Here is a 13,265-nt window from a genome sequence, read left to right on the forward strand (position 1 = left end):
TTCTTGACGACCATAGAGCATTGGAACCACCTGATCCCATCCCGAACTCAGCAGTGAAACGATGCATCGCCGATGGTAGTGTGGGGTTTCCCCATGTGAGAGTAGGTCATCGTCAAGATTAAATTCCGAAACCCCAATTGCGAAAGCAGTTGGGGTTTTGTTTTGGGCGCTCGAAAAGTGTCCGCCTTGTCGCCGTACACTTGTTCGCCTTGTGTTCGCCCCGTGCACCACAGTGCTAAAGTCCATCCCTCGATTTTGCTTTTCCCAAGGAAGCCGTTATGCCGGACGCGACATCCCTCAGTCCTGGATTCATGGTGGTTCATGGCAACCGCCTGGACGAGCTGCGAAGCCTGGTGGTCAGTTGGATGCGCCGTTACCCACTGGCGCCTTTGGAAAACGAAATCGCACTGGTACAAAGCAACGGCATCGCCCAATGGCTCAAGCTGGCCTTAGCCGAAGACCCGCAAGCCGATGATATGGGCGGCTGTGGCATTGCCGCAGCCATCGACGTGCAACTGCCTGGCAGCTTTATGTGGCAGCTTTATCGTATGGTTTTGGGCCGTGACGAAATCCCGCCCAAGTCCCTGCTTGATAAAGCCCCGCTGACCTGGCGCCTCATGCGGCTGTTACCCGAGCTGATCGACCAACCGCACTTCGAGCCTCTGCAACGCTTCCTGACGCAAGACACCGACCTGCGCAAACGCTACCAACTCGCCGAGCGCCTGGCTGACCTCTTCGACCAATACCAGGTCTACCGTGCCGACTGGCTGGAAGATTGGGCCGCAGGCCGGCACCAACTGCGCAATGGTCGAGGCGAGTCCAAACCGCTCAACCCAGCCAACTGCTGGCAAGCCGAGCTGTGGCGCGCGCTCCTGCTGGATGTGGGTGAAGCAGGCATGGCCGAAAGCCGGGCCGGCGTACATCAGCGCTTCATCGAGCGCATCAACAGCCTTGAACAAGCACCGCCCGGCTTGCCTCCCCGGGTGATCGTCTTCGGCATCTCATCGCTGCCGGCCCAGGCGCTGGAAGCCTTGGCGGGTCTGGCCCGTTTCAGCCAGGTCCTGCTCTGCGTGCATAACCCCTGCCGCCATCATTGGTCGGACATCGTCGCCGACAAGGACTTGCTGCGTAACGAATACAAACGCCAGGCGCGCAAAACGGGCATGCCCGTCACTATCGACCCACAAACTTTGCACCAGCACGCCCATCCGCTGCTCGCTGCCTGGGGCAAGCAGGGCCGTGATTACATCAGTCTGCTGGACAGCTACGATGACCCCAACAGCTACCGCGCCGCATTTCGCGACGGTCGTATTGACCTGTTCAGCGACAGCGAACCCACCACGCTCCTCAACCAACTCCAGGACGATATCCTCGAACTGCGCCCGTTGAATGAAACCCGTGAGCTCTGGCCCGCTGTCGACTTGCAACGCGATACGTCGATCCGTTTCCATATCGCCCACAGCGCCCAACGCGAAGTGGAAATCCTCCACGACCAATTACTTCATCGCTTCAGCGCTGACCCCTCCCTGCGCCCTCGGGACATCATCGTCATGGTTCCCGACGTCGACAGCTATGCACCGCATATTCGCGCGGTCTTCGGCCAGCTCGAACGGCATGACCCACGCTTCATCCCCTTCACCCTTACAGACCAAGGCCAACGTGGTCGCGACCCGCTGTTGATCGCCGTCGAGCACTTGCTCAAACTTCCCGACAGCCGCTTCCCTGTCAGCGAAATCCTCGACCTGCTCGACGTCCCGGCCCTGCGCGAACGCTTCGCCATCAAAGAGCGTGATCTGCCCACCTTGCATCGCTGGATCGAAGGCGCCGGCATCCGCTGGGGCTTGAATGCCGAGCAACGCGCCGGTTTGGGCCTGCCCGCGGAACTGGAGCAAAACAGTTGGCGATTCGGCCTGCGCCGTATGCTGCTGGGCTATGCCGTCGGTACCGGCACGGCCTGCGACGGTATTGAACCTTATGACGAAATCGGTGGCCTCGATGCGGCCTTGATCGGCCCACTGGTCGCCTTGCTTGACGCCTTGAACGATGCCCATCAAGCGTTATCGGAACCCGCGTCGCCACAAACCTGGGGCGAACGTCTACAACGGTTGATGCAGCTGTTTTTCCTACCCAGCAGCGAGCACGATGACTACCTGCTGGGCCAGCTCGAACAATTAAGAGAAACCTGGCTGGAAGCCTGCGAGTCCGTTGGTCTGCAAGACGAGTTACCCCTTACGGTCGTGCGTGAGGCATGGTTGGCCGGATTGGATCAGGGGCGCCTGTCCCAGCGCTTCCTGGCGGGGGCGGTCAATTTCTGTACGCTGATGCCCATGCGTGCGATCCCGTTCAAGTTGGTGTGCCTGCTGGGCATGAACGACGGCGATTACCCGCGGGCCCAGCCACCCCTGGATTTTGACCTGATGGGCAGCGATTACCGCCCCGGCGACCGTTCTCGCCGCGAAGACGACCGCTACTTACTGCTCGAAGCGCTGCTGTCAGCCCGTGACCAGCTGTACATCAGCTGGGTAGGCCGCAGCATCCGTGACAACAGCGATCGCCCGGCCTCGGTGCTGATCGGCCAACTACGCGACCACCTCGCCAGCGGCTGGCAGCACGCCAGCAACGATCTGCCGCTGATCGACGCAATGACCCAGGAGCACCCGCTGCAACCTTTCAGCGCTCGCTATTTCCACGAAGGCGATTCGTTGTTCAGCTATGCGCGCGAATGGCAATTGCTGCATCAGGCACCGGCGGTCATCACCCAAGAGCAAGGCTTGACTCCTCACCAACAGGAAGAACCCCTGAGCCTTGGCCAGTTACAGGACTTCCTGCGCAATCCGGTCAAACACTTCTTCAGCCAGCGCCTGAAAGTATTCTTCGAAGCCGCTGAAGTGCCCCTGGCTGACGAAGAACCCTTCGTGCTGGACGCATTGCAACGCTACAGCTTGAGCGACAGCCTGCTGAACGCGGCACTCACCCAACCCGACCAACTCGATCAGGCGCTCACCGCCCAGGCCCTGCGGCTGCAAGGCAGCGGCCTGCTGCCGATGGTGGGTTTCGGTGAATGCCTGCGTAACGAACTGATCGAGCCGCTGCCGGACCTGGTGCAACGCTATCAACAGCTTCTGGCGTTGTGGCCCACCCCGCATACTGGTGCTGAACCGGTCAGCTTTGCGTACCAAGGCATCCAGCTGGAAGGTTGGATCAGCGGTCTGCACCGACGCAGTGATGGCGGACTTTTAAGCGTCACCACCATCCCCAACAGTATTGGTTCGATCAAGACACGTAAGTGGCACCGCCTCATCCGCCCCTGGGTCAATCACGTGGTGGCCTGCGCCTGTGGCCTGCCCTTGAGCACCGGCCTGGTAGCCAGTGACGACACCTTGTTGTTGGCCCCACTGGACAAGGCCGGCGCCGAGGACATTCTCGGTAACCTGCTGTTGGCCTGGCACACGGGAATGAGCGCGCCGCTACCGGTCGCAGTGAAAACCGCGTTCGCCTGGCTCGGCCAGGCTGATCCCGCCAAGGCCCAAGCGGCTGCGAGCAAAGCCTATGAAGGCGATGGCATCACCACTGACGGCGAACGCCGCGAAACGCCAGCCCTTACGCGGCAATTTCCCGACTACGCGGCCCTGGTCGCCAGTGAAGAGTTCGAAGGCTGGTGCGAAACCCTGTATCGCCCGCTGATCAACGCCCCCTGGCGATCGCTTTCCAGCACGGAGGCTGACGCATGATCGGCAAACCCTTGGCCCTGGCGTTTCCGCTCAAAGGCAGCCAGTTGATTGAAGCCAGTGCTGGCACCGGCAAGACCTTCACCATCTCCGCCCTGTACCTGCGTCTGGTGCTCGGCCACGGCGGTGATGAATCCGGTTTCGGCCGCGAACTGCTGCCACCGCAAATCCTCGTGGTGACGTTCACCGACGCCGCCACCAAGGAACTGCGTGAACGTATCCGCATCCGCCTGGCCGAAGCCGCGCGCTTCTTCCGTGACGAAATCGAACAGCCTGATGCGCTGATTGCCGACCTGCGCGAGCAATATGATCCGCAGCAATGGCCCGCCTGTGCCAATCGCCTGGACATCGCCGCGCAATGGATGGATGAAGCCGCAGTCTCCACGATCCACAGTTGGTGCCAGCGCATGCTGCGCGAACACGCGTTCGACAGCGGCAGCCTGTTCACACAAACCCTGGAAACCGACCATAGCGACCTGCTGGGCGAAGTGCTGCGCGACTACTGGCGATTGTTCTGCTACCCAATGCACGACGATGCGCTCAACTGGGTGCGCAATAATTGGGGTGGCCCCGCGGCGCTGATGCCACGGGTGCGTGCGTTGTTCGGCAGCGAGCGGCCCACCGACGAAACCCGCGAGCCAGCCGAACTGATCAGCGCCTGCCTGCAAGAACGCCGCGCCGCGCTGGTTGCCCTCAAGGCACCCTGGCAACAATGGGCTGCCGAGCTGCGAGATATCTGCCTGCAAGCCGTCGCCGCCAAAGCGGTCGATGGGCGCAAGATGCAAGCACGCTACTTCGAGCCCTGGTTCGAAAAGATCAGCGCCTGGGCCGCTGACGAAACCCTGGAACAACTGGACATCGGCACCGGCTTCACCCGCCTGACGCCCGACGGAATGGCTGAAGCGTGGAAAGGCGAGCCGCCGCAGCACCCTGGCATCGAGGCTATGGCCAGCCTCAAAGCCAGCCTCGACGCCTTGCCAACGCCCGACGCGGCGGTGCTGCAACACGCTGCCGGCTGGGTCGGCAAACGTTTCGAGGAAGAGAAACGTCGCCGCGCCGAGATGGGGTTTGACGACATGCTGATCCGCCTCAACGCCGCCCTCCAGGCAGACGGTGGCGAGCGCCTGGCCAGTGTGATCCGCGAGCAATTCCCGGTGGCCCTGATCGATGAATTCCAGGACACCGACCCGGTGCAATACAGCATCTTCGACAGCATCTACCGCATCGAAGAAAACCACCTCGACAGCGGCCTGTTCCTGATCGGCGACCCCAAGCAGGCGATCTACGCCTTTCGCGGCGCCGACATCTACACCTACCTGCGCGCCCGGCAGGCCACCACCGGCCGCCATCACACCCTGGGCACCAACTTCCGCTCCAGCCATGCGATGGTCGAGGCGGTGAACCATGTGTTCCAGCGTGCGGAAACCGGCCGTGGTGCGTTCCTGTTTCGCCAGCCTGATGGCGATAACCCGGTGCCGTTCCATTCGGTACTGTCCCAAGGCCGCAGCGAACAGTTGCAGGTCGACGGCCACACGCTGCCGGCCATGAACCTTTGGCACCTGCCCACCGACCAGCCGATTTCCAACGCGGTTTATCGTCAACACCTGGCCGCCGCCTGCGCCACGCAAATCGTTGCGCTGCTCAATGGCGGGCAGCAAGGCACCGTAGGCTTTGTGAAAGCGGGGCGCTTGAAGGGCGTGTTGCCCTCAGATATCGCCATCCTTGTGCGCGACGGCAAGGAAGCCCAAGCCGTACGTGCCGAACTGGCCCGCCGCGGCGTGCGCAGTGTGTACCTGTCGGATAAAGACTCGGTGTTTGCCGCCCAGGAAGCCCATGACCTGTTGGCCTGGTTGAAGGCTTGCGCCGAACCGGATGTCGAACGCCCGCTGCGTGCCGCCCTGGCCTGCGTCACCCTGAACCTGTCCCTGTCGGAGCTGGAGTGTCTGAATCAGGACGAACTGGCGTGGGAATCACGGGTGATGCAGTTCCGTGGCTACCGTGCCATCTGGCGTACCCAAGGCGTGTTGCCGATGCTGCGTCGCCTGCTCCACGACTTCAAGCTGCCGCAAACCCTCATCGCCCGCAGTGATGGCGAGCGGGTGCTGACCAACCTGTTGCACCTCAGTGAATTGTTGCAACAGGCCGCCTCGGAACTGGATGGCGAGCAGGCGTTGATCCGTCATTTGGCCGAGCATCTGGCGCTGTCGGGGCAGGCCGGTGAAGAACAGATCCTGCGCCTGGAAAGCGACGAGCAACTGGTCAAAGTGGTGACCATCCACAAATCCAAGGGCCTGGAATACGACTTGGTGTTCCTGCCGTTCATCTGTTCGGCCAAGCCCGTGGATGGCAGTCGCTTGCCGTTGCATTACCACGATGAACACGGCAAGTCCCACGTCAGCCTGCGACCCACGGCCGAGTTGATCGCCCAAGCCGACGATGAGCGCCTGGCCGAAGACCTGCGTTTGTTGTACGTGGCCTTGACCCGCGCCAAACACGCCTGCTGGCTGGGCATCGCCGATCTCAAACGCGGCAATAACAGCAGCTCGGTCTTGCACCTTTCTGCATTGGGCTATTTGCTCGGTGCCGGCGCGTCGTTGAGCGAATCAGCGGGTCTGGCGCGCTGGTTGCTGGACTTGCAGCAAGGCTGCGCGGCCATCGGTTATGACCTTGTGCCGGACGCCCAAGACATCTTGTTCCACCCGCCGCGCAACCAAGCGACCCTGCTCGCGCCGTTGCTGCCTGCACGCAAGGCCGCAGAAAACTGGTGGATTGCCTCCTATAGCGCCTTGCGCATTGGCGACAGCATGAGCGCCGCCAACCTCGAAGCCCCCGAAAGCCCACAGGCCCAGAAGCTGTTCGATGACGAACGCCTCGACCCCGATGCCCCTCGGGAAACGGTCGCGGCCGGCGGGGATATTCACCGTTTCCCACGCGGTCCCAACCCAGGCACCTTCCTTCACGGCTTGTTGGAATGGGCCGGTGAAGAAGGTTTCAACGTGACCCCGGAGGCGATCGAAAAAGCCGTGGGCGCGCGCTGTAACCGCCGCAACTGGGAAGGCTGGATCGTCACCCTCAGCGGCTGGCTGGAGCACCTGCTGCACACGCCACTGCCCCTGTACAACGAGCGCTTCACCCTCAGTGGCCTGCAGCAGTACCAGATCGAGATGGAATTCTGGTTTGCCAGTCACACCGTCGACGTACTCGCCCTCGACAAACTGGTGTGCCAGCACACCCATGGCGGCGTGTCCCGTGTGGCCGCCGAACCGGTGCTGCTCAACGGCATGTTCAAAGGCTTTATCGATCTGACGTTTGAGCACGATGGCCGTTACTACGTGGCCGACTACAAATCCAATTGGCTCGGCCCTGACGACTCTGCCTACACCCAGGACGCCATGGAACACTCGATCCTCGAGCATCGGTACGACCTGCAATACGTACTTTACCTGCTGGCCCTGCACCGCCAACTCAAGGCGCGCCTGCCGCATTACGATTATGACCAGCACGTCGGCGGTGCCCTGTACCTGTTCCTGCGCGGTAGCCAGTCGGTGAGCCAGGGCGCGTATTTCACCCGACCGCCCCGTGAGTTGATCGAAAACCTGGACCTTTTGTTCCAGGGCAAGCCCATCCCACCCAAGGTTGAGCCCGCCTGGGAACAAGGAGTGCTCTTATGAGCCTGTCGCCGTTACCGCTGGAGGCGCTTTTGCCCCTCGATCGTGCTGCCGACCTGCTGCAGTTGCTTGCACGTTGGGTCGAGCGGGGTTGGCTGCGGGCCTTGGACAAAGCCTTTGTCGGTTTCCTGTACGAGCTGGACCCAAAGGCCGATCCCCTGGTGCTGCTGGCGGCGGCCTTGACCAGCCATCAACTGGGCCATGGCCACGTCTGCCTGGATGTGTTCGAAACCCTCAAGGCGCCGGATTTCGCCCTGTCATTGCCGCCCGAAGGCGACCTGCACACCGGCGCCATGCTGCTACCCTCACAGTTGCTGCACGGCCTGGATGGCGCGCATTGGTGCCATGCCCTGGCTTCAAGCCCGTTGGTTGCGCTGGCCGTCGATGGCAGCGAGGAGGCTCGTAGCCGCCCGTTGGTGTTGTCCGGCAAGCGCCTGTACCTGCGCCGCTACTGGGCCTACGAGCGGCGTATCGACCGCGCCCTGCGCCTGCGCCTTGCCAGCGTGGAAGACGCCGCCGCCGATCTGCCGCAACGGCTCAATCGCCTGTTCGACCAACCGGCGCCCGATGGAGTGATTGACTGGCAAAAGCTCGCCTGCGCCCTGGCGACCCGCGGCGCCTTCAGCATCGTCACCGGCGGCCCCGGTACGGGCAAGACCACCACCGTCGTGCGCCTGCTCGCGCTGTTGCAGGCGCCCGCCGTGGAGTCCGGCAGCCCGTTGCGTATTCGCCTGGCTGCGCCCACCGGTAAAGCCGCTGCGCGCCTGACCGAATCCATCAGCCAGCAAGTGCTGTCACTGACAGTGCCCGACAACGTGCGGGAAAAAATCCCCACCCAGGTCACCACGGTCCACCGCTTGTTGGGCAGCCGTCCGGGCACCCGTCACTTCCGTCACCACCTGGGCAACCCGCTGCCTTTGGATGTGCTGGTGGTGGACGAAGCCTCGATGATCGACCTGGAAATGATGGCCAACCTGCTCGACGCCCTGCCGCCCCATGCACGCCTGGTATTGCTGGGCGACAAAGACCAACTGGCCTCGGTAGAAGCGGGGGCCGTACTCGGCGACTTGTGCCGCGATGCCGAAGCCGGCTGGTACAGCCCGCAGACTCGCCACTGGCTGCAAGCCGTCAGCGGTGAAGACCTCAGCAGCAGCGGCTTGCAAGAAGACCTCGATGGCAGCCATCCCCTGGCCCAGCAAGTGGTGATGCTGCGCTATTCGCGCCGCTTCGGCGAGGGCAGCGGTATTGGTCAACTGGCGCGTTGGGTCAACCAGCAAAACGCCGAAGAGGCCCGCCAGCTGTTAGCTGCAGGCCGTCACGACGACCTGTTCTGCGTCAGCCTCAAGGGTGAGCATGACCACGCCCTTGAGCGCCTGGTACTGGACGGGCAGGGCGATGGCGCCCAAGGTTATCGCTACTACCTGAACCTGCTGCAATCGGCGCGCCCCTCTGCGGACACACCGCGTGACGGTCCAGCCTGGACTGCTTGGGCGCAACAACTGCTGCACGCCTTCGACGCGTTTCAACTGCTTTGCGCCGTGCGGAAGGGCCCGTGGGGCGTCGAAGGGCTCAACCTGCGCATCACCGCGGCGTTGCGCAAGGTACGCCTGATCGAAGGTGACGAGCAGTGGTACGAAGGCCGACCGGTGCTGATGACCCGCAACGATTACGGCCTGGGCCTGATGAACGGCGACATCGGCATCGCCCTGAAATTGCCCGAAAGCGACGGTGGCCCCCACGTCCTGCGGGTGGCCTTTCCACGTAACGATGGCCAGGGCGGCGTGCGCTTTGTATTGCCCAGCCGCTTGAATGATGTGGAAACCGTGTACGCCATGACCGTGCACAAATCCCAGGGCTCGGAGTTCACTCACACCGCGCTGATCCTGCCGGATGCGCTCAACCCGGTGCTGACCAAAGAGCTGATCTATACCGGTATCACCCGTGCCAAACGTTGGTTCAGCCTGGTTGAGCCGCGCGGCGGCGTGTTTGAGGAAGCGGTGCGGCGCAAGGTCAAGCGTCTGAGCGGATTGATGTTGGAGTTGGACCTTCCGTCTGAAAAAAATGACTGGTAGGTCAGGCGATATTTCTTATTCAGATGTCTGATTTTTCTGAAAAAATAGCGAACCCCTCGAATGCTGTGCTTCGTGGGGATGTCCGCTGCTGTGCTATCGTTGCGGCATCATCCTGGAAAACACTTGAGAGTATCGCTGCATGAACGTGGCTGTCTCGCCCAAAGCGCGCAGTTTGAGTTGGAGACGCCTGTTACTGGTGACGGTGCTGTGCCTGCTTGCGCCGCGCCTATTTGCGCAGACGCCCAGCCTGGCCGAGCACCGTGCGCAGGCGGTCACCCAAGTGGTGCTCGGTATCCTCAGCTACGCCCGTTGGCCGGTTGAGCCTGCGCAATTGCGGCTGTGCATTGTCGGGCCGACTCAGTACACCGATGACCTGGTCAAAGGCACCACCCAGGCCACAGGACGTCCGGTGTTGGTGCGGCGCCTGCTGGTCGATCATCCGGATATCGTCAATGCCTGTGATGCCGTCTACATCGGCAAAATCACCCCCGACGAACGCAACCGCCTGTTTACCTCATTGATCGGCCATCCCGTACTCAGCATCAGCGAAGGGGGCGACCAGTGCACGGTGGGCAGCCTGTTCTGCCTGCGCGTCAGCGATGAGCAGGTGTCGTTCGAGGTCAACCTGGATTCCGTCGCTCGTAGCGGCGTGCGCATCCATCCCAGTGTGTTGCAGTTGTCCCGTCGTCGAGCGCCTGGCTCATGAGTCGCGATAAAGTGCGGCCGACCCTGCGCTCGGTAATTGCCCGCGGGCATATGATCCTGGCGCTGGTAGCAGTGACCCTGGCCAGTGTGTCCCTGACCCTGCTGGGCGTACTTGCCCTGCGGGTTTACGCCGAGCACAACCTGCACCTGATCGCCCGCTCGATCAACTACACCGTGGAAGCAGCCGTGGTGTTCAACGACAGTGCGGCGGCCACCGAAGCCCTGAGCCTGATTGCCTCTACCGAAGAAGTGGCCCAGGCAGAAGTATTCGATATCAACGGCAAGCTGCTGGCGCGCTGGGTTCGCCCGGAAACCGGCATGTTGTCACGGGTGGAGCTGCAAATAGCGCACGCCCTGCTCGAACAGCCCATCAGCCAGCCGATCCTGCGCCAGGGGCAAACCGTCGGCAGCATCCATCTGGTCGGCCACGGTGGCAGCCTGTTGCGCTTCTTGCTCAGTGGCTTGATCGGGATTCTGATCTGCACCGCCCTCAGCGCCTGGGTGGCGTTGCATCTGTCACGGCGTCTGTTAAATGGTATCACCGTGCCATTGCAACGCCTGGCTGCCGTCGCCCACGCCGCCCGCAGCGAGCGAGACTTCGATCGCCGCGTACCCTCGGCGCAGATCGCCGAACTCGACAGCCTGGGCAGCGACTTCAACGCCCTGCTCGGCGAGATGGAGGCCTGGCAGAGCCACCTGCAAAGCGAAAACGAAACCCTGGCCCACCAGGCCAGCCACGACAGCCTCACCGGCCTGCCCAACCGCGCGTTCTTCGAAGGCCGGCTGATCCGTGCCCTGCGCAGCGCGGCCAAGGTCAATGAGCGGGTGGCGGTGCTGTTCCTCGACAGCGACCGCTTCAAAGACATCAACGACAGCTTCGGTCACGCCGCTGGCGATGCCGTGCTGGTGGCCGTTGCCGACCGCGTGCGGGCGCAACTGCGCGAGGACGACCTGGTGGCGCGCCTGGGCGGTGATGAATTCGCGGTATTGCTGGCGCCCCTGCACAAGGCCGAAGACGCCCAGCGCATCGCCGACAAAATCATTGCCAGCATGGACATGCCGATTCCACTGCCTGGAGACACCCAGGTGTTGACCTCCCTCAGTATCGGCATTGCGATTTATCCCGAGCATGGTGCCACGCCAGGGACCTTGCTCAACGCTGCCGACGCGGCGATGTACCAGGCCAAACGATTGTCTTCGGGCGGCCAGCAAACGGCGGAGTCGGAGCACCCCGTCGCCAACGTTCAACACAGGAGTTGATTCCCTTGTTCGCTAACACACGCGTTTTATTTATTTCTTTGCTCGTGGCCTTCCTAGCCCTCAGCGGCTGCCAGACGCCACCCAAAGGCCTGACCCCGGCGCAAGTCGCCGTGCTCAAGCAGCAAGGCTTCGAGCTGACCGATGAAGGCTGGGCCTTCGGCCTGTCCGGCAAAGTGCTGTTTGGCAGCGACGTCGAAACCCTCAACAAACCCAGCACCGACATCGTCGAACGCATCGGCCAGGCCCTGGTAGGCGCGGGTATCGAGCGTGTGCGTGTCGACGGCCACACCGACGCCTCGGGCAAAGAGCCCTACAATGTTGCCCTGTCCCTGCGCCGCGCCAAAAGCGTGGGCAAGGTGCTGACCCGCGTGGGCATGAAAGAAGAAAACATCCAACTGCGCGGCCTGGGCAGCAGCGAGCCGGTAGCGCCGAATACGACCACAGCAGGCCGCACCGAGAATCGCCGGGTGTCGATCGTAGTGATCGCAGACTAAGCGGGTTCACCTTTCCCAAGCTGAAATGCAATCCAATGTGGGAGGGGGCAAGCCCCTCTCACAGTTGTTCTGCGATGTGCTAGCAAGAATGTTCGCTCAACGGCTCGGTGTCATCGCCTGCGTCAAGTCATCCACCACGGCCTTGCCCCTCTCATACATATAATGCGCGGCCCATGCGTATTGGTCGCCGCGAAAACCTACCAACGACCATTAGGAGTTTTCTCTGTAGGAAAGACCTGTCATGACGAATTTTAATGGCTGGGCTGATGAAGTTTCGCTTTTTCGCAAATGGTGGGCTTAGTTAAATGGACGCTATAAGTAACTACCGTAAAGGATTGCGATGACTATAAATGTCAGTCATTTTCGCCAGGAAGTATCTAAAGTCAGGCTTTCAAAAAATGCATTTGCTGAGCTATTGACGATAAGAGAGTTGTTCGAGACGGTAAGTCAAGGTGTTAGATTCGATACCAAGGTCGCTTACATTAATCCTTTACAGTCAAGCGTGCTGAGAGAGGAGCTGAATAGAATACGAAATATGATCGATCATGAAAGTCATGTCTTGATTCTCGATGGCTTTAAGGTGGATAAACTTTCAACGTTCAAATCTCTGGTGTGGACATTCGGTTCCTTACTCGGTGTCCCAATGGTGCAGAATCATCTTGGTCATAAAGTGATTGAGGTTTATGACCGAGGTGGCAAAAGCATTGAGGAAGGTGCGAGATACCATCAGACCCGTCAAGGCGCCTATGTACATAACGATGGTGTGAGCGACCCGTTGCCTATCGATTACTTGATCCTGGCCTGTGGACAGAAAGCACTTTTAGGAGGTGAGAGCATTCTCATCGATGCAAGCGCGGTATACGCCGAGCTGATGGCGTTCCCAGAAGTATTGGAAGCGCTCAAATGCGACTTCTTTTTTGAGAATCGCGGCATGTCAGAGGATGAAAAACTGTTTAAAGCCCCCATCCTCAGCTTTTCCAGTGAAGGTATTCCACTGATCAGATACTTTCGAGTCTACATTGAGTCAGCTCACCTTAAGGCAGGAGTGCCTTTAACAGCAGCTCAAACCCAGGCACTGGACTTTCTGGATACCGTTCTCGATCAGTCATCGGTTCAGCATCGAGTACTGCTGGAGCCAGGGCAAGTGCTTATTTCAGCCGATAACAAGTTTCTGCATACGCGCACGCACTTCATTGATATGAACGCTCCACGTTCCGAGATCAATGATGCTGAGCCTTTGAGTGATCTTAATCGTTATATGCTACGGCTGTGGTTACGCAAACGATGATGCATCGGTATTCATAACGTAAGTCCTCCCATATCCGCCATAAGCCGAGC

Annotated in this window: 7 protein-coding genes, 1 rRNA gene and 1 pseudogene; 8 read left to right on the forward strand and 1 reads right to left on the reverse strand. The window is 60.9% G+C overall.

The annotated features are described in order from the left end of the window. The first annotated feature begins 2 nt into the window (after positions 1-2). The 7 genes from rrf (at position 3) to GIV26_RS09550 (ending at position 11,927) form a co-directional block, all read left to right on the forward strand. Positions 3-118: ribosomal RNA gene (rrf, locus tag GIV26_RS09520) — 5S ribosomal RNA — on the forward strand. A 160-nt stretch (positions 119-278) separates the two neighbouring features. Further along, positions 279-3,731: an exodeoxyribonuclease V subunit gamma gene (recC, locus tag GIV26_RS09525; protein WP_236280252.1), complete on the forward strand. Its 3,453-nt coding sequence runs from the start codon at positions 279-281 to the stop codon at positions 3,729-3,731. Then, positions 3,728-7,399 carry an exodeoxyribonuclease V subunit beta gene (recB, locus tag GIV26_RS09530; RefSeq protein ID WP_236280254.1) on the forward strand — a complete coding sequence of 1,224 codons (3,672 nt, stop codon included), beginning with the start codon at positions 3,728-3,730 and terminating at the stop codon, positions 7,397-7,399. The genes recC and recB overlap by 4 nt, the downstream gene beginning before the upstream one ends. Continuing rightward, complete coding sequence (recD, locus tag GIV26_RS09535) at positions 7,396-9,468, forward strand: exodeoxyribonuclease V subunit alpha (RefSeq protein WP_034128795.1); 2,073 nt, start codon at positions 7,396-7,398, stop codon at positions 9,466-9,468. The genes recB and recD overlap by 4 nt, the downstream gene beginning before the upstream one ends. A gap of 139 nt (positions 9,469-9,607) precedes the next feature. Continuing rightward, on the forward strand, positions 9,608-10,174 hold the full coding sequence (locus GIV26_RS09540; protein ID WP_034128794.1) for a YfiR family protein: 567 nt from the start codon (positions 9,608-9,610) through the stop codon (positions 10,172-10,174). Then, complete coding sequence (locus GIV26_RS09545; protein ID WP_034128793.1) at positions 10,171-11,433, forward strand: diguanylate cyclase domain-containing protein; 1,263 nt, start codon at positions 10,171-10,173, stop codon at positions 11,431-11,433. Before GIV26_RS09540 ends, GIV26_RS09545 begins: the two co-directional genes overlap by 4 nt. Before the next feature lie 5 nt (positions 11,434-11,438). Further along, positions 11,439-11,927 carry an OmpA family protein gene (locus GIV26_RS09550; RefSeq protein WP_034128792.1) on the forward strand — a complete coding sequence of 163 codons (489 nt, stop codon included), beginning with the start codon at positions 11,439-11,441 and terminating at the stop codon, positions 11,925-11,927. Between the two features lie 96 nt (positions 11,928-12,023). Here GIV26_RS09550 and GIV26_RS09555 read toward each other — a convergent pair. Next, positions 12,024-12,119: pseudogene (locus tag GIV26_RS09555) on the reverse strand (DUF3077 domain-containing protein); the annotation flags it as partial. 148 nt (positions 12,120-12,267) lie between these two features. On the opposite strand from GIV26_RS09555, the gene GIV26_RS09560 reads away from it, so the two are divergent. After that, positions 12,268-13,215: a TauD/TfdA family dioxygenase gene (locus GIV26_RS09560; RefSeq protein WP_236280256.1), complete on the forward strand. Its 948-nt coding sequence runs from the start codon at positions 12,268-12,270 to the stop codon at positions 13,213-13,215. Positions 13,216-13,265 lie beyond the last annotated feature (50 nt).

Source organism: Pseudomonas sp. PA-1-3F, assembly GCF_021609665.1.
GTDB lineage: Bacteria > Pseudomonadota > Gammaproteobacteria > Pseudomonadales > Pseudomonadaceae > Aquipseudomonas > Aquipseudomonas paracarnis.